Here is a 19,028-nt window from a genome sequence, read left to right as displayed (position 1 = left end):
ATTTATTTTTTGTCTTCAGCATGCATGGTTTCAGGCGCAGAAGCACCCAACAGTTTGAGCCCATTAGCCAGCACCAAACGGGTGGCTTCACACAAGTTTAACCGTGCGTTACGTAAATTCTCGTTATCGATTCGAATATGATGCGCGTTGTAATAGCTGTGGAACAATTGAGCCAACTCTCGCAGGTAATTGGCGACCGTGTTAACGCTGTAGCTTTGACCTGCTTTTTGAATTGTTTCAGGGTATTGCGACAACATTTTAATGATGTCTTGCTCGTGTTCTTCATTTAGTTCTTGGATTGATACATGGCCGATTTCTTCATTGTGTGGCCAACTTTGCTCCTCCAGCTTTCTGAATATGCTACAAATTCTGGCATGTGCATACTGAATGTAGTGCACTGGATTGTCATTGGTTTCTGATTTAGCCAAATCCATATCGAAATCTAAGTGCTGGTCATGTGAGCGCATCACATAGAAAAAACGCGCCGCATCGCAGCCGACTTCTTCAACCAATTCTTTTAAAGTGACAAACTGACCTGATCGGGTCGACATAGGCAGTTTTTCTCCATTTTTAAACAGATGAGCGAATTGAACCAATAAAATGGTAATTCGATCTGCATCAAAGCCCATGGCTTTGGCTGCGGCTTTCATGCGTGCAATGTAGCCGTGATGGTCAGCTCCAAATACATATATAAGGTGATCAAAACCACGCTCAAATTTATTCATTAAATAAGCAATGTCAGAGGCAAAGTAGGTTTTTAAACCGTTTTCACGCATCACCACACGGTCTTTCTCGTCACCAAAGTGCGTCGCATTGAACCACAAAGCCCCTTCTTTTTTATAAAGGTGGCCGCCTTCTTTTAATTTATCTAAAGCACGATCAATGGTGTCTGAATCATGTAAAGACTTTTCAGAAAACCATTCATCATAAAACACATTGAAATCTTCAAGGTCATTTTCTATGCCTTTGAGGATGGTTTTCAGCGCAGTCTTAAAAATTTTGTCGTAACCTTTTTGCAGCAATTCCTTGGCATTCAGTACCAAATCATCAATGTGCTTTTCTTTGTCACCACTGCCTTCGACACCCCCTGCACCTTCATCGGGATGAACTTGAGCAAAGGCAGCCACTTTGTCATGGCGGTAATCATCTCCACATTTTTTGCGCACTTTCCTGGCAATATCAAATATATAATCGCCTTTGTAACCATTGCTTGGAAAAGGAATTTGCTCACCACACAGCTCAAGGTAACGCAGCCAAACAGAGGTGGCTAAAATGTCCATCTGACGGCCATGGTCATTAACGTAATATTCGTCATGCACCTGATAACCTGATTGGCGCAAGACATTGGTCAAGCTGGAGCCAAAAGCGGCACCACGGCCATGTCCCACATGTAAGGGCCCTGTTGGATTGGCTGAAACAAACTCTACGGTGATTTTTTTACCTTCACCTGATTTGTTGCTGCCATATGTGTCTTTGTCTTGTAAGATTCGTTTGACCACTTGTAAGCGACAAGCGTCGGTAAGGTAAAAATTGATGAACCCAGGGCCAGCGATGTCTGTTTTTAACACATGAGATGAGTCAGCCAATTCATCTGTCACCATTTTAGCTATGTCTCTGGGTGCTTTTTTCAATGGTTTGGCTAAAACCAAAGCCACATTACAAGCATAATCTCCATGACTGCTGTCGCGCGTGCGTTCGATGTTGAAATTGATTTCTCCTTCAATATCAAAGCTGCCTTTGCGCTGTAAGCCTTCAATGGCGTTGGTAATCAACTCTCGAATGTGTCCAATCATCAAAATTCTCAAAAATTTAGTTAAGCCTGCCATTTTAGCAAAGCGTCAGCTAAAGGTCACCTTTATAAATCAACAAGACACATGAGTTTGCATGAATTATTTCTGATGTCACTGGTTGGGAGGGTAATGTTCTTTTTTAGGGGAGTGTTGAGGTGGCATGGTATTTGACAATTATCAATAAAACGTATTTATATGATCGTAACACTTGAAATTACATAATAAATAGTAATAATGAGAACCATTCCTATTATGATTAACAGTCAGACATGAAAGCGATGCAATTATCACAAGCCACCAAGGGAAACAGTTACCAAATTTGTGACAAACAATGTTCAGATGCTTTGAACCAAAAGCTCACATTGATGGGTTTGGGCATGGGCATGGTTGTTGAGTTGATTGCACTGTATAAGCATGGTGCAGTTGTTCAAACACCCTTTGGGAACATCGCCGTTGGATCTGATTTAATCGATACCATTTCAGTCGCGCTGATTTAAACACGGCATCATTGATGAACAAAACACCGCAAGTGGCGCTGATTGGAAACCCCAATTGCGGCAAAACCACCTTATTTAACGCCTTAGCGGGTCAAAACCGCAAAACAGGTAACTGGGCTGGCGTCACAGTCAGTCAAACCAAAGCCCACATCAAGCACCCTGAACAAAATTTCGATTTGGTTGATTTGCCAGGTATTTATGGCTTGTCCGTGGCTGAATTGTCTCAAGATGAACTGGTGGTCAAGCAAGCAGTAGAGCAGGGCGATATAGATGTATATGTCAATGTGTTGAATGCCGCAGCGATTGAACGAAATTTATTTTTAACCACAGAAATACTGGAATTAGACAAGCCAACCATTTTGGTGCTCAACATGGACGATGAGCGTGTACAGGCGGGCAAAACCATAAATGTCCAGCAACTCAGCACAGAAACAGGCTGTCCAGTGATAGCGACTACCGCTATATACGGAGCGGGCTTGAACCAATTGATTGAGCAAATCCAATTGATGCTATCAGGTTCTGGGCGGGTAACACACTATTATGCTGAGCTGCCAGAAGGCTTGACTTTGCCGGCAGCCAGTACGCGATCAGAAGCCGTAACGAAATACTTGAGCGAATCAGAAGATGTCATTGCAGAAACCAAGGCCGTGTTTGATGCACGCTTTGCGCAATCGATGGAGTTGGCAAAAAAAGTCAGCAGTAAAAATACAGATTCAAAAACAGAAGAGTCGTTCTCAAAGTTAGATTATTGGTTGACCAAGCCTATTACAGGATTGTTGGGATTTTTGTTCGCCATGTATTTGATGTTTTTCTTTGCCATCAATGTGGCCAATGTGTTCGTCGACTTTCTGGACATTGCAGCGGGTGCTGTATTCATCAATGGTGTATCGCAGTTTTTAGCTTGGTTGGGTGCGCCTGATTGGATCAGTGTGATTTTGGCCGATGGTGTGGGTGGTGGCATTCAAACCGTTGCGACCTTTGTGCCAGTGATTGGATTCTTGTTCTTGTTCCTGACCTTATTAGAAGAGTCTGGATACATGAGCCGAGCGGCTTTTGTTATGAATGATTGGTTGCAAGGGATTGGCCTTTCTGGAAAAGCCTTTGTTCCCCTGTTGGTCAGCTTTGGCTGTAATGTGCCGGCTGTTATGGCAACCAGACAACTGGCCAAACAAGATGAGCGGTTGATCACCATCTTGATGGCACCCTTCATGTCATGTGGTGCGCGATTGAGTGTGTACGCTTTGTTTGTCGCTGCTTTTTTTACTGAACATGCGGCGCTGATTGTGTTGGCTTTGTATGTCATAGGTATATTGGTAGCCATTGCCACAGGGCTGTTAATGAGAAAGACGATATTGCCAGGAAAGCCCGATCCCTTTGTGATTGAATTGCCTAAGTGGCGTTTCCCTGGCATGAAATACGTTTTAAAAACCACATGGTTTCGTTTGAAAAGCTTTGTGGTAGGCGCCGGTAAAATCATCATAGTGATTGTGGTGATACTACAGGTTATTTCGTCTGTTGGTAAAGACCTCTCTTGGAATAAAGCAGGCAGCGACGATTCGCTGTTGGCAGTGGGTTCACAAATGGCCACACCAATTTTTGCACCCATGGGCATTGATGAAGATAACTGGCAGGCGGTTGTTGGATTGTTTACCGGCTTGTTGGCCAAAGAAGTGATGGTCGGCACATTAGATTCATTGTATTCAACCCAAGTCGAAGACGAAACACCGCCCAGTATCATAGAAGAATTGTCAGAAGCCTTTGCTACCATTCCTGCCAATGCAGCTGATTTGGCAGGTGCGTTAACCGACCCATTGGGGCTGTCATTGACCGAGGTGGGTGATGAAACCGATATGGCAGCCACTCAAGAAGTGTCGAGCCAGTTATTCGGCATCATTCGAGATAAATTCAAAGATGGCTATGCCGCTTTTGCTTATTTGTTGTTTGTACTGTTGTATTTTCCTTGCGTCACAGTGGTCGGCGCCACGGCTAAAGAAGCGGGTAAAAACTGGGCCACATTTTCAGCAACCTACAGTACCGTGTTGGCCTATGTGGTAGCGACTTGTTTTTATCAAGTGGTGACATTTACCGCACATCCAGTGTTTTCAGGTCTGTGGTTGTCAGGTTCGGTGGTGTTGTTTGTTGGTTTTTACATGGTCTTGAAAAAAGTGGCTAATTCACCGAAAAACAAAACCATTCCTTTGAACATTCAGTAAGCATTTGTCTATAGGCTGTTGCGGTGCAAGGCAGGGGCAAGCCCTGCAACTACGTTATGGGATTCGTTGTAGAATGAACTGTGGTTGCACCCCTTGCGGATGCCGAATCTGGACAAACCGTTCCAAATTGTGGAAAAATAGGTTTCATGCCAAGGCAATTCAGAAAACACATCAGGCTTGAGTCATACGACTATTCCAGTAATGGTTTTTACTTCATAACCATTTGTTGTGACTATTTCAAACCACTTTTTGGCAAGATTGAGCATGAAGTGATGAAGTTGAATGCATTGGGGGAAGTAGCTCAAGCGCAATGGTTGGGTTTAGAAAGTAGGTATCCTCAAATTAAATGTCATGCTCACCAAATCATGCCTAACCACATGCATGGAATATTAGAGTTGCACAATTCGGTTAAGAGTGAATTACAGTTAAGTCAAGTTATTGGTGCTTATAAATCTTTGACACACAAATATGGAAGGGCGTTTTTTCTGGAAAAAAAGTTAGCTAAATTGTGGCAACCGAATTTTTATGAACATGTCATCAGGAATGATAAGGCCTTCCAAGCCATCACTGAATACATTGAAACCAACCCCGCACAATGGGATAAAGACAAATATTTCATTGAATGATGACTTTCTGTTGCGGTGCAATGGGCAGGGGCAAGCCCTGCAACTACAAATGATTCGGTAAATGGTGAACTGTAGTTGCACCCCTTGCGGGTGCCTGATCTGGTCTTGTGTTTCTATGAAAGGGTTTGCTTACCGGGTTGGTTTGTTCTTTGTATCGAACATTGTTGCGGTGCAAGGCAGGGGCAAGCCCTGCAACTACAAATGATTCGATAAACGGTGAACTGTAGTTGTACCCCTTGCGGGTGCCTGATCTGGTCTTGTGTTTCTATGAAAGGGTTTGCTTACCGAGTTGGTTTGTTCTTTGTATCGAACATTGTTGCGGTGCAAGGCAGGGGCAAGCCCTGCAACTACAAATGATTCGATAAACGGTGAACTGTAGTAGTACCCCTTGCAGGTGCCTGATCTGGTCTTGTGTTTCTATGAAAGGGTTTGCTTACTGGGTTGGTTTGTTCTGTGTATCTAACATTGTTGCGGTGCAAGGCAGGGGTGTATGGTGGTGATTTGGCCTGTAATTACGAGAATCTTTTGAACAGGGCGATGTCTGCTTGGTTGTGCTCTGTTATAGATGCTATTTGGTTCGTGCTTAAATCACTGCGTTGAATCCGTTTGAGTGACTGGTTGGCTTTGGGTAAGGGTTTATTCTCAAAACCTAAGTCATTGTGTAATGTGGTTATGGCTGCATTTAAAGCGCCAGTGGTAAACACCGCTGAAAAACAGTCATTTAGCACGTTTGTGGCCGTTTCAAGCAAGTCAATTTGATTGTTGTCAGTGTGATGTAACTGTCCAGCAAAACGCCTTGTTTGACCATTGTGTAATTCAGGGCTGGGTGCTTGCGACAGGAAATCTTCGAAGCCTAAAGACATAGCTGATGTGTGCATCGGATGATCCGTTTTACCGCAGACATAATTATAGTAGGACAAAACACGGTCAATAGGATCACGCAATAAAGTGATGTGATACAAAGGCTCAGCAGGTATCAATTGATACAACATGCCATGCATCGGGTGGTGGCCACAAATCAGGCGTGGGCAGTTTTTCTTGATGTTAATGATTTCAGGTAAACGGTTTAAATCGGGCGCATTGATGTGCAATGATTCTGACATCTTATATTGTGATGCTAAATACGACTCAAAAGAGGTGCCTGCGGTTTTAGGTACGTGTGAAAAAACCAAGGGTAAACTGTGGTCAGAGCCTAAAGGCTTAACGTATTGCTTTAAAAAAGCCACGTTCAAAGCAAAATTCTCAGCATCACTGCGCGAAAACCAATCCATAACAACTCAGAATTCAAAATCAAGCCATTGTACATGAGTTTTCCAAAAACCGTAATTACCCCTTTTGAGTGTGTCTTCAAAAACACCTAACCGTAGTTGTACCCCTTGTAGGTGCCTGATGGTTGGTATAAAGAAATATTGCGGTGCAATGGGCAGGGGCAAGCCCTGCAGCTACAAATGATTCGGTACACGGTGAACTGTAGTTGCACCCCTTGCGGGTGCCTGACCTGGCATTGTGTTTCTACGAAAGGGTTTGCTTACCGGGTTGATTTGTTCTGTGTGTCGAACATTGTTGCGGTGCAGGGCAGTGCAACTACAGATTTTTCAGGATGGTATCTCTTGCTGTTAGTTGATTGATCATGTAGATCCATTGATGCAGTGTAAAGTGGGGGCATGGTGGTGATTTGGTCTGTAATTACGTGAATATGTTGTTACAAAATGTTAATTCGTGACAAAAAGTGTCAGCACAAAAATATACAAGCTTGGAAATCGAAAAGATTTACTATAGAATCACCTTAAATGTGACGTAGACCACATTTAGAGTAAAAATAATCAAACTTGTCGTTGTGTGGAAGTGTCATCTGGCCTAACCTATAGCTCAACAAGGTTAATTAGCTTGTTTAAATTAAACAAAAAATTTTTTGAGGTAAATAAAATGAAAAAGAATCAACAAGGTTTCACATTAATTGAATTAATGATCGTAATCGCAATTATCGCGATTTTAATGTCTTATGCTATTCCTGCATATCGTGATTACACCATCCGTGCGAAAGCTGGTGAAGGTGTTGCTTTGGCTGCTGGTGCAAAATTAGCAGTTTCTGAGTACTTCATTAATGAAGGTGCATGGCCTACGAATAATGTTAAAGCTGGAATGGCAGTTAATACCGATATCAAAGGCGCAAACGTAGCTTCTATTACTAATGCTAGTGGTGTTTTGACGGTGCTTTTTGCAAATGACCCAATTCTGGCAGGTAAAAGTGTTATTTTATCACCAGCATCTGCTGCTGGAGCAGGAAGTGTTGAGTGGACTTGTAAAACTGGTTTAGATTTCCGTTATGTTCCTGTTGATTGTAGAAATACACCATAAGTGATTGTAACAATCTAAAAAGAATAAAGGCATGGATTTCCATGCCTTTTTTTATATAGAAAAAATAAGTCAAGTCTCAAGGAAAAAGATGAAAAAAATAAGCTATATTCCTCATATAGTTGCTTTGTGTCTCATAATTGCTTTTACAGCTGCTCTATATTACCCTGCTTTGGCGGGTGCCTTTATTTTTGATGACTACCACAGTTTAAGCTTTTTAAAATACATTAATGGCGATGTGAACTTAGACAATGTACTTAATTTCATTTCCTTTGCTGATACCGGCCCGCTCAAGCGACCAATTTCTGTCTTGTCTTTTTTGATTGATGGGAACAATTGGCCCACAGATCCATTCCCTTTTAAAAGAACAAATTTAATCATCCATATTTTCAATGCTGTTCTTCTGTATTTTATAATTCTGGTGATTCTTAATCAATCTTCTTTAGGTACAAAGCAGACAGCCATAATTACCATATTTTCTGTGGCTTTTTGGGTTTTGCATCCCTATTTATTATCTACTTCCATGTATGTGGTTCAAAGGATGGCAATGTTATCAGCCACATTTGTCTTTTTGGGGGTGTTGACTTTTTTGTTATTGCGAAAGAAAGCTGAAATCAGTCCCCATAATAGAACTTATAATCTGATTGCTGTTGTGTTTTTGGGGTGCACAATGCTGTCTGTATTAAGTAAAGAAAACGGAATATTGTTACTTTTGCTTATTCCGTTACTTGAAAAACAGGTCGTGCAAAATTATTGGGGCTTTTCTCAACTCCCCAAGACTTGGCGTTTGCTGCTATTTTGGCTACCAGTAACCACTTTTGTATTTATTTTCATTTTGCAGATACCTGGTTATATGAGTGGTTATGCAGACCGAGAATTTACACTTTATGAGCGTTTGATATCACAGCCAAGAGCGATAGTAAATTATTTGCATCATTATGTGACACCATATTACCTTACAGAAGGCATTTATACTGATGGCTTTATCAAGTCCACAGGATTATTCAAACCGGTAACAACAATCATTTCTGTTTGTTCGATTGTTGCGATGTTTTTGTTGGCATTTGTTAAAAGAGCAAAGTGGCCTATTTTTAGTTTTTCAGTTTTTTTCTTTTTTGTTTCGCATTTGCTTGAGTCAACAATATTTCCTCTCGAGCTTTATTTTGAGCACCGCAATTATTTGGCATTTGCGTTTTTGGCATTACCAATGGTTTCGTTTTTGTTCAATAAGTGGTCTACAATTGGAACGGTTATATTATCCGTGGTTTTATTGTTCACATCGTTTCAAACCTTCTTAAGGGCCAGTTTATGGGGAAATGATTTTCTGATGCACAAAGAAACTGTTTTGGCATTTCCTGAGTCAAACAGAGCAAGGGTTTGGACCTCAAACTATTATTCAAGTTGGGGCGACTATAACAGTGCTGAAAAGGTGCTTAAAGAAGGTTTAAGCAACAATGATAATATGGAGTTAAAACTGAACCTGTTGCTGATTTCATGCCAAAAACATCAATTTTCTAATGAGGAATACAATGCTTTGAATGCCATGTTAAGAAAAGAGCGACTGATTAGGAAAGATTTAAAGGTATTGGGAATGATCATTGGGCAAATACTAAATGCTCAATGTGGATTAAGTTTGCATTCAGAAAAGTTATATCAGGTGCTGAATTCATTTAAGTACTCAGTAGAAAATAACAACTCTAAAGGTCAGTTGTTATTGGGTTTGAGCTTTGGTAGGTATTATTTTAAGCAAGAATCGTTTGATGTTGCCTCCGAATACTTCCTAAAAGCTTTTGCTTTGGGGATGGATTATGAAAATATGATTAAAACAGTATCTGAGTTTTTAGTGGTTGGTAGGCCAGATCTGGCACTCAACTTAATTAAACTTGGTAAAGACAGGTACACAGAGGAATTTAAGTATAAAATTGATTGGAAAAGACATAAAGAAGAGTTGTTATACTTTGAGCGGATAGCCTATGAAGATTTAGAGGAAAAAAAATGAAATTGTCAATTATCATACCAGCAAAAAATGAATCAGAGAGTTTAGTTACTCTTATTCCTGAATTAAAAATGCAACAACCCAATGCTGAAATCGTGGTAGTCAATGACGGCTCGACCGACGACACAAAATCAATTTGTGAAGCAGAAGGCATTATTGTGGTTGATCATCCTTACAGCAAAGGTAATGGGGCTGCCATTAAATCAGGTGCCAGAGCTGCTACCGGTGAGGTTTTGGTGTTTATGGATGGCGATGGCCAGCATCAACCCAAAGACATCGAGCGATTAATTGAGGAGTATGAAAAAGGTTTCGATATGGTGGTTGGTGCTAGGGATAAAAAATCACAAGCCTCATTGGCACGATTATTCGGTAATGGCATGTACAACCGGATTGCGAGTTATATGACTGGGCATAAGATTGAAGATTTAACCTCTGGTTTTCGCATCGTTTCAGCAGATAAGTTTAAACAGTTCTTGTACCTGTTACCCAATGGTTTTTCTTATCCGACAACCACAACCATGGCTTTTTTTAGGGCAGGGTTTTCTGTTGGCTACTTACCGATTGTGGCCCCAGAACGGATTGGTGAAAGTCATATTAATATCTTAAAAGATGGCGCGCGGTTTTTTTTGATTATCTTTAAAATTGGCACCTTGTATTCGCCAATGAAACTGTTTTTCCCGGCAAGTTTGACGTTTTTTCTGACTGGTTTGATTTATTACATTTATACCTTTTTTACAGACGGCCGTTTCACCAACATGGGAGTTCTGTTATTCAGTACATCTGTCATGATTTTTTTATTGGGACTGGTGTCTGAGCAAATTACTTCCTTGATGTACCAAACAAGAGAAAATGACAAAAAGTAGTGCCTCTGTCACAAAAAAGGAGGCAGGCGAGGAGCGTCTCATTAGAGAGGTGGCTGGCAAAAAGGTGTTGTTTATTGCAACGACATATCTGGATTACCTGAGGATTCAACAAGAACTCAAGCTGATTAAATTACATGCTAAACAAGTAGATGTGATTGTTTCAAAAAACAAAACATATCTGCTTAGACTGTTCACTGTATATTTTAAATTGTTATTTAAATCTATAAAAAGATATGACGTTGTTTTTTTAGGCTTTGCTCCTCAGCTTGTACAATGTATTTGGTGGTGGAAATTTAGGAAAAACAAAGTCATCATTGACTTTTTTATTTCATTTCATGACACCCTGGTACATGATCGAAAGAAGTTCAAAGACCAAGGTTTTGTATCAAATAGATTACTCTGGTTAGATAAATTTACCTTGCGTAAGGCGGATTTGATAATAGCTGATACAGCACACCATGCTGAATATTTTATTCAAGATTTGAACGCAAACAGATCGAAGACTACGGTTTTGTATTTAGAGGCAGACTCTACATATTATTTCCCTCAAAATGTTCCCAAGCACGAAAAATACAGAAATGATTTTGTGGTTTTCTATTTTGCTACGGTTTTGCCTTTACAAGGTGTTGATGTGGTGATTGATGCCATTACTCAGATAAGTGATGCTCAGATATACTTTGTTTTTGTTGGGCCATTAAGCCAATCACAAAAAGACAAACTCCATTTGCAGGAAAAGCTGACTTATTATCCTTGGTTGGAACAAGTGAATTTGGCAGAATTGATTGCACAAGCCGACCTCTGTTTGGCAGGCCACTTTAATGACTCCATTAAAAAAGCAAAAAGAACCATCCCAGGCAAAGCATATATTTTCGAAGCCATGGAAAAGAAGATGTTGCTGGGTGAGAATGAGGCTAACAAGGAACGTTATCCACAACAATATAAAAATGTGAAATTTGTCGAAATGGGCTCTTCACAGACATTGAAAGAAGCAATATTATCAGTTGCAGGAGCGCAAAATGACAACAAAAGTTAATTGGCTACCAATGCCTCGGTTTCTACTGAGAAAAGCGGCCATAATCTCGATAATGAAACGTCTTGATTTGAAAAATAAAACAGTTTTGGAGTTTGGTTTTGGCGCAGGTGAAATGCTTAAATGGTTTCATGGTAAAGGTGCAGATGTAACCGGTGTGGATTTTTCTGAAGACGCACTGATGATGGCTTCCCAAAGGTTGCAAGAAGCTGGCATATTGAAAAATATTAAACTTCATTCAGAATCGTCTGAAATATCAAATCAAAAATTTGATTTTGTTTGTGCTTTTGAGGTGTTAGAGCATATAAAAAACGATGTTGAGACGATCAAAGAATGGGGCAATATGTTGAACCCTGGAGGTTCACTCATTATTTCAGTTCCAGCCCACATGTCAAAATGGAATGACAGTGATGTTTGGGCTGGTCATTATCGACGGTACGAGCGAAAACAGTTGGTTGAGGCGTTCAGTGGTGATGAATATCAAATCATTCAATTGTGGAATTATGGTTTTCCTATTTCCTTGTTGCTGGATAAGTTTTTGGGAATGAGTAAAAAGTCGGAAGTTAAAGGCAAAGACGCAGCAATTGAAAAAGAACAATTATCTAAAAAAAGTGGTACCGAAAGAAAAAACAGGTTGATCTATAGGTTGTTGTTTAATGATTTTGTTATGTTCCCCTTTTATGTCATTCAAAAAATCTTTTTCAATAAAGATTTGGGTTCAGGCTATCTGATTCATGTGGTTAAAAAATAAAAATATTTTTAAGTGGCTTGGCTATCTCCTTGGAATTGGTGCCATTTATTTTGTTATAAAAACCATAAGAGAAACTGGCCTCAACTGGGAACAATTGACCACTTTCATAAATGATATGGATGTCTTACTATTGCTGGTTGTTTTGATTTTGTATGTGGTTGTGATGTTGATTGGAGTCTTTATATGGTCTTTGATAATAAATACACTGTCACAAAAGCATTGTTTTTATCATTTTGATCAATTGATATTAGTACATTCTCGGTCAAATATTGGGAAATATATTCCTGGAAATTTCATGCAATTTGTTGGTAGAAATTTATTAGGGAAAAAATTAGGTTACACGCACTCAAATTTGGCTTTGAGTACTTTGATTGAAGTGAGTATATCTGTATTTATTGGTTCAGCGATGATGGTTTTTATTATGTTATCAGGAGCCTCAAATATAGATGTTTTCAGGATGGATTTTGGTTCTGGTTCCAATCAATTGATTTGGTCACTGATTGCGGTTTTTGCTTTGTTCTTTATCATTTTTTTCAAGGATAAGGTGATGATTCTCGCTGAAAAATCTAAACTTGTGCTGAAAAATAGGCAAGTCATGTTTTTGATAACAGTGGCATTTTGTCTTGCATACGTCATTATGGGGTTATGTAATACTGTTATTTATGCTGTTCTAGATAATGAAGTTAAATTCATTGATTTTATGAATTTGTTATTGGTCTATATCTTGAGTTGGACCATTGGTTTCATACTCCCCGGACCTCCAGGAGGTTTGGGTGTTCGAGAATTTATTTTTATTAATTTACTCTCACCTGTATACCCATTAGCTACCATTACACTTGTGGCTTTGATACTAAGAAGTATTAATGTTTTTGGGGATTTGCTATATTCCTTACTTGCGGAAGCTTATATAAGAATTACAAAATGAAAACGAAACTAAAGAAGACAGGAGAGCGGGTAATAGCTGATAAATATTCTGATGATATTAATGAGTTTTTTATTTATCAGTGCCACATAGCTACTTATGAGTTTGCAATTCCTTATCTGCAAAATAAAAATGTATTAGAATTTGGTTGTGGTTCAGGTTATGGGAGTCATTATGTTGCTGACAGTTGTTCTGAGATTGTTGCTGTTGATATTTCTCAGCAAGCCATATCGTATGCCCAAAAAAAATACAAAAAGGATAACTTAGAATTCAAACGTATAGATGATATAGACACAACAGATTTACCCTTTCCAGATGCCACTTTCGATGTAGTGATTTCATTTCAAGTGATAGAGCATTTAAAAAAAGATGAGCACTTTTTTAAAGAATTGAACAGGGTATTAAAAAAAGAAGGTGTATTGATTGTAGCTACACCAGATAAAACAAGCAGGCTATTTTCATTTCAAAAACCATGGAACCAATACCATATTCGTGAATATGACATGAGCACTTTGGTAGCAAATGCGTCACAGTATTTTAAAGTCAATAAGGCAATTTATATGACTGCAAGAAAAGATTTGGTTGACATGGAAATCAAAAGAACTAAAAAACTTAGGTTGCTTACTTTGCCATTTACTTTGTGGTTTATTCCAGAGAAGTTGAGAATCATGTTTTTGACATTTTTGAAAAAATATAATGGCAAGAAGAAAAATAAAGAAAAACAAAAATTTGATTTTGACCATAAGGACATTTATTTAACCAACGATCATGATAAAAGTATCAATTTAGTTATTGTAACCACAAAGGACTGAAAAGTAAGCACACTATAATAATACGTGTTCGGCCTAAAATTGTTTCGTTTTCAACAGCTTTACAGTGTTTTCAGAGTCAGATAATATGCGGCAATCTCTGGGTGGGTATATTTAGGTGAAAGAGGTTGGGAAAATATTGAACCATGTCAATAGAGACTCTATAAAATTTCTTGGGTACTTGAACGAAAATTAAGGTATTATCTATGAATTATTTATTAGCTCTTGATACAAGAGTCCACCCAATTTATTAATAATATTTTTATAATGAAGAGTTAAATATGCAAAATTTTCCACTTTCTCATAGGTTCCTAGTTTTTGGCGCCTTTATTGTCTCAGGTGTTGCCGGCTTAGTTTACGAATCAGTATGGTCCCAATATTTAGGGCTTTTTTTAGGGCATGCCGCTTTTGCACAAACATTAACTTTAGCCATTTTTATGGGTGGTATGGCCTTAGGTGCTTGGATCGTTAGCAAAAATATTAATAAGTTTAAAAATGCGGTGTTGGCATATGCAGTCATAGAGTTAATTCTTGGATTATTGGGCTTGGTATTTCACAATGTTTTTGACTTTACAATTCATTATTCTTTCGATGTCATTTTCCCCAGTTTAGGTTCTCCAGCGCTCATAACGATTTTGAAGTGGTTAATCGCCAGTTTCTTGATACTACCGCAGTCTATATTGTTAGGTGCAACTTTTCCGTTGTTGAGTTCGGGCATCATTCGACGGGCGGGTCGCTCTGAAGGTGGAATCATTTCAATGCTCTATTTTTCAAACAGCTTGGGTGCCGCCTTTGGTGCAATTCTTGCAACTTTTGTTTTGATTCCTGCAGTAGGTATGCCAGGAGCCCTTTTGGTGGCGGGGATTTTAAATCTTTTTGTAGCCTTAGCAATTTATATTGTTGCTAAAGCCAAAGAGCCGTCTTTCAATCGATCAAATATAGACATAAAAAGCAAATTTGATGCTAATTCAATTTCTAAAACTTTGATTGTTTCTGTTGCTCTGTTCACGGGTTTTGCCTCATTTGTTTACGAAATTTCATGGATTCGAATGTTGAATTTGGTGCTTGGTACCACATTGCATTCCTTTGAAATCATGTTGAGTGCTTTTATATTGGGTCTTGCCTTGGGTGGGCTGTGGATTAAAAAGCGTATTGATCATATTCAAGATATTGTGAAGTACTTGGGTGTGATTCAAATTCTTATGGGAACATTGGCCTTGTTAACTATGCCTATGTATATTGAATCATTCTCGTGGGTTGCAGAAATATTAAAGCATGTTTTGAAATCCACCGACACAGGGTATACGTTTTATAACATTTTAACAGCAGTGTTAGCGATGCTAATCATGATGCCAGCTGCTTTTTTTGCTGGAATGACATTGCCATTGTTGACTATGATCTTAATGAAAAAAGGTGAGAATGAAACTGCAATCGGTAAAGTTTATGCATTCAACACTGTCGGTGCGTTATTAGGTGTTTGGTTTGCGATCCATTTAGGAATGATCTATTTGGGTCTGAAGTATATGCTGGTATTTGCATCATTGGTTGATTTTGTTTTGGGTTTACTTTTAATAATGAAAGCCAGAAATGAAGGCAAATTTAGGTTGGCAAACGTATCTCCTGCGGTTTATCTTGTTGCTTTGATTTTGGTCATTGTGGTTGCAGATTTTTCACCCAGAACCTTGGCATCAGGTACTTATAGGTATGCAAGAGATACCATTTCTGACAAATCAGAGGTTCTTTTTTATGAAGATGGAAAGTCAGCAAGTATCAGTGTAACCAAAGAAGTTAAAAATAATTTAGCTACATTGGTGATAGCAACAAATGGAAAGCCAGATGCAGGAATAATTGTAGGTAGCGATACAGCTTATTCTGTTGATGAGCCCACAATGGTACTCGCAGGAGCCATTCCTTTATTGATAAAACCCAATGTGAAAAATGTTGCTAATATTGGTTTTGGTTCAGGGTTAACCACCAATACGCTTTTGGCTTCGGAATCTTTAGAGACCTTGGATACCATTGAAATAGAGCCTAACATGATTGAAGGTGCTAAATTATTTGGTGAAAAAAACGAGAGGGTATTTAAGGATGAAAGATCTAATTTAGTGATTGATGACGCTAAAACATATTTTGCTTCAAACAATAAAAAGTATGACATCATAGTTTCAGAACCTTCTAATCCTTGGGTAATGGGTGTAGGTAATCTTTTTACTGAAAATTTCTACAGTCATATAAAAAACTATTTAAATGAAGATGGTGTATTAGTGCAATGGTTGCAGCTGTATGAGATCAGTCCTACGGTGCTGGCTTCAGCTTTTAACGCCATTACGCAAGAATTTAATTACTTTGACTTGTACCGTGCTAACAGTGGCGATGTAATCATGGTTGTCAGTGACAGCCAAATACCAAAATTTAAATATGGGCAATTTGAACAATTGCCAAGTTTGCTTAAATCTGATTTAGAAAGGATTGGGATTTCTCATTTGTCTCACATCACAACAAGAAAAGCTGGAAACAGTGAAATACTTGGAAATGTATTTAGGTTTTTAAGTAAGGCTGTAAACAGCGACTATTTTCCAATTCTTAGTTTACAGGCACCAAAGGATAGATATAAAAATGTTTCTTCCATTCATTTGTTTGAATATACAAAATTTGGCCTGCCTGTTTTTGAAATCTTAGGCACACAGGCCGATTATTCTACTGAATCTTTTAGCGGGTATGACAAAAATCATCCATACCTAAAACTTATGAGTAGCAGAATGAATCTTCTTGAATATCTTGTAAGCAATGAAAATAAAGATTTAACAACAATAGAAAGTGGATATGTACACATATTTTCACAGTCAGATTACTATTGCGGTCAAAATGATGTTGCTAAAGAGCAAAAATGGACTGGAAATTTAATCGATATATTGAACCATGTTGCCATTTTAGGGACAGACCAGGTCAGCAAAATTTTTGAAAACACCCAAGTTATCAACTGTTTGGACTTAATCAATAATAAAGAATTAAAAAGTACTGTTGAGTTATTAAATCTATTTTATAAAAAAGATTATTATTCTTTTATTCAGTTATCTAATGAAATATTGAAAGTAGATGTTGACCTGCATATAAACATAAAGAAGGAGCTGTTTAATTACGGTCTATTTTCTATTATTATGTTACAAAGTTCCAATGGCGAGCTGCCATTAACTGCTGACTTATATTTGAGGGACCGAGGAATGTTCTGGCAGCAACACTCTGCTTGGTTGTTGGCTCAATTAGAAGGCATTTGAACAAACGCTATTTTGAATGTTTTAAAGTCAAATTATTTTAAATCAAAATCCGTCATTATGTATTGAAAAAATGGCGGATTTCAAGCGTCACCACGTGACATTTTGGTTATAGATGATATGTCTGTAAATTAACTTTACCCTGATAAGTTCAAGTTTCTTCCAAGAGCTTTAATTGAGGAAAAGATTGAGTCATTTCAAAAAGCGAAAACCTACCTTTAGAAGCAAGTAGCTTCAAATTATTTTTGAAAAAATTTAATAGCAATGATTTAACTTCTTCATTTTCTCCAGATAGTTTATTGTTGAATAAGTCAACTCTGACGAGGATATGCGTTATTTGGTGATTCGAGAGTTTTTGTGCTAAATCATTTGTGTCAGAGGCATTTCTTGCATAGTGAAAAATCATTTCACTTTGTAAAGTGTGTGGAATATCCAAGTAATAGCGTCGGTTACCTGTATATACGCCCAATAATTTACCCTTTTGTGGAACCAGTTCGTTTGCCATTTGATTGAGTGAGTAATAAGGCAATTGATTGGAAATATAATCATCCTTACTGATCTCTCCCAAAATATAGGGCAAAGGATCGATTTTTTTATATAAATTGACAGCATAGGATAAATTAAAGGCAAAATAGATTGCCAAAAACACTGCTATGATGGCTTTAGCACCTGATAAGGATAATTGGCCCTTTAACCATTGGCTAATGTGATGTATGCCAAATACGGCTAATACAATCATCGGGGTCACTATGGTAATGATGTATCTGATTCTCATGTCCACAGCAAACATGGTATATAGTAATGTAATAACAACAAAGCTGGCAAAAAATTGATGACGCCAATTGCTTTTTATTCTGAGCAATAACAACAAAGCGAAGAGCAAGAGCATGGGATTTAATTTACCATCAAAATACTTGGGGTTGTCATCTTGACCTTCATAAAACACCCTGAGTGGGAGTGCTAAAGAGTAAATAGGGTTCTCTTGGTACGCCAGTCGCCTGAAGGTGAGGGGTTTCATTTTTTCTTCATTACTTGGAAAAAGAACCTGTTCTGTCTCAGCTGTAGTATTTTCGCTGAATTGAGAAAAGAATGAATCATACAACGGGTAAATAGGATTTCCAGTTAGTGTGGTATTGCGTATAGCCCAAGGAGAGAATATCAGTAGCGTTAAAATAGAAAAAATAGACAAGTACTTGATGATTTTTAATTGGGTATTTGTGTTTTTTTTGTGAATCTTGATATAAAAATACCCAAATAATAATGCCAGTATGGTCACTGCCATCATGGCATTGTATTTAGTTGATAAAGCCAAACCACAACTGATGCCGGCAATCATTAGCCACTTCATTTTTTCGGGTTTTTCTAACCAAATGATGACAGAAAACAAGGCGGCAGTAGTAAAGAACAACAAGCCCAAATCCACATAGACAGTGACTGAGAGCTTTAATATAAGAGGTAGTGTTAAAAACATGAGGCCACCCAACAAACCCCAAAAGCTATTCAAATACCTTCGAATGAATAAGAAAATCAAAAAAGCCGTAGCGAGGGCAAAGAGAAAGTGGATGTATTTAGCAGCAATATCAAAATTTAAAGCCACCGGAAAATAATACAACAGGTCAATTAATTGAGGATAATAAGAAAACTCCATTTCAGGAACGACACTTAAAACACTTTCGGTCAGCCAGATTTTAGGAAGTGCCAAGTGGTGCGTTTGTGCATCCCTGCTAACAGGAGGAACGGAGGATATGATAATAACGAAGCCAATGATTGCCGCATATGCGAAAGTAAAAAGTGTTTTTTGTATTTTATTCATTTTATCAATTACCAATTTTACAGCCATTGTAGCAAATTTCTTCTTAGCAAAATTGATAATAAAGGCTTTATATGAACGGCTTCATGGATGT

14 protein-coding genes are annotated in these 19,028 nt (G+C 38.3%); 11 read left to right on the top strand and 3 right to left on the bottom strand.

Annotation, left to right across the window (positions count from 1 at the left end):
* Positions 1-2 precede the first annotated feature (2 nt).
* Positions 3-1,793, bottom strand: coding sequence for an arginine--tRNA ligase (gene argS / locus FET73_RS11035; protein WP_154224018.1), 1,791 nt, complete (start codon positions 1,791-1,793; stop codon positions 3-5).
* A gap of 266 nt (positions 1,794-2,059) precedes the next feature.
* Between argS and FET73_RS11030 the strand changes: the two genes are divergently transcribed.
* The 3 genes from FET73_RS11030 to FET73_RS15505 all read left to right on the top strand — a co-directional run bounded on the left by FET73_RS11030 (position 2,060) and on the right by FET73_RS15505 (position 5,126).
* On the top strand, positions 2,060-2,287 hold the full coding sequence (locus tag FET73_RS11030; protein ID WP_154224017.1) for a ferrous iron transport protein A: 228 nt from the start codon (positions 2,060-2,062) through the stop codon (positions 2,285-2,287).
* A gap of 14 nt (positions 2,288-2,301) precedes the next feature.
* Positions 2,302-4,500 (top strand): ferrous iron transport protein B, encoded by a 2,199-nt coding sequence (gene feoB, locus FET73_RS11025; protein ID WP_154224016.1) that lies wholly within the window; start codon positions 2,302-2,304, stop codon positions 4,498-4,500.
* Positions 4,501-4,580: 80 nt separating this feature from the next.
* A complete protein-coding gene (locus tag FET73_RS15505) occupies positions 4,581-5,126 on the top strand; it encodes a transposase (RefSeq protein WP_154224015.1) in 546 nt (181 codons plus the stop codon).
* Between the two features lie 512 nt (positions 5,127-5,638).
* Here FET73_RS15505 and FET73_RS11015 read toward each other — a convergent pair.
* The gene (locus FET73_RS11015) at positions 5,639-6,397 is read right to left on the bottom strand and encodes a sulfotransferase family 2 domain-containing protein (RefSeq protein WP_154224014.1); all 759 of its coding nucleotides are present in this window, start codon (positions 6,395-6,397) and stop codon (positions 5,639-5,641) included.
* A gap of 655 nt (positions 6,398-7,052) precedes the next feature.
* Between FET73_RS11015 and FET73_RS11010 the strand changes: the two genes are divergently transcribed.
* The 8 genes from FET73_RS11010 (at position 7,053) to FET73_RS10975 (ending at position 17,127) form a co-directional block, all read left to right on the top strand.
* A complete protein-coding gene (locus tag FET73_RS11010) occupies positions 7,053-7,484 on the top strand; it encodes a pilin (RefSeq protein ID WP_154224013.1) in 432 nt (143 codons plus the stop codon).
* A gap of 88 nt (positions 7,485-7,572) precedes the next feature.
* A complete protein-coding gene (locus FET73_RS11005) occupies positions 7,573-9,480 on the top strand; it encodes a hypothetical protein (RefSeq protein WP_154224012.1) in 1,908 nt (635 codons plus the stop codon).
* Entirely contained in the window at positions 9,477-10,340 is an 864-nt protein-coding gene (locus tag FET73_RS11000) for a glycosyltransferase family 2 protein (RefSeq protein ID WP_154224011.1), read from the top strand. The genes FET73_RS11005 and FET73_RS11000 overlap by 4 nt, the downstream gene beginning before the upstream one ends.
* On the top strand, positions 10,327-11,373 hold the full coding sequence (locus tag FET73_RS10995) for a glycosyltransferase (RefSeq protein ID WP_154224010.1): 1,047 nt from the start codon (positions 10,327-10,329) through the stop codon (positions 11,371-11,373). Before FET73_RS11000 ends, FET73_RS10995 begins: the two co-directional genes overlap by 14 nt.
* On the top strand, positions 11,357-12,121 hold the full coding sequence (locus FET73_RS10990; RefSeq protein WP_154224009.1) for a class I SAM-dependent methyltransferase: 765 nt from the start codon (positions 11,357-11,359) through the stop codon (positions 12,119-12,121). Before FET73_RS10995 ends, FET73_RS10990 begins: the two co-directional genes overlap by 17 nt.
* The gene (locus FET73_RS10985; protein WP_154224008.1) at positions 12,105-13,046 is read left to right on the top strand and encodes a lysylphosphatidylglycerol synthase domain-containing protein; all 942 of its coding nucleotides are present in this window, start codon (positions 12,105-12,107) and stop codon (positions 13,044-13,046) included. Before FET73_RS10990 ends, FET73_RS10985 begins: the two co-directional genes overlap by 17 nt.
* Positions 13,043-13,855: a class I SAM-dependent methyltransferase gene (locus FET73_RS10980; RefSeq protein WP_154224007.1), complete on the top strand. Its 813-nt coding sequence runs from the start codon at positions 13,043-13,045 to the stop codon at positions 13,853-13,855. The genes FET73_RS10985 and FET73_RS10980 overlap by 4 nt, the downstream gene beginning before the upstream one ends.
* Positions 13,856-14,133: 278 nt before the next feature.
* Entirely contained in the window at positions 14,134-17,127 is a 2,994-nt protein-coding gene (locus FET73_RS10975; RefSeq protein WP_154224006.1) for a spermine/spermidine synthase domain-containing protein, read from the top strand.
* 148 nt (positions 17,128-17,275) lie between these two features.
* Here FET73_RS10975 and FET73_RS10970 read toward each other — a convergent pair whose 3' ends face one another.
* Entirely contained in the window at positions 17,276-18,937 is a 1,662-nt protein-coding gene (locus FET73_RS10970; protein WP_179952240.1) for an ArnT family glycosyltransferase, read from the bottom strand.
* Between the last annotated feature and the right edge of the window lie 91 nt (positions 18,938-19,028).

This window comes from Marinicella rhabdoformis, assembly GCF_009671245.1.
Taxonomy (GTDB): domain Bacteria; phylum Pseudomonadota; class Gammaproteobacteria; order Xanthomonadales; family Marinicellaceae; genus Marinicella; species Marinicella rhabdoformis.
Note: the sequence above shows the minus strand (reverse complement) of the source record. Positions and strands in the feature narration are given on the sequence as shown.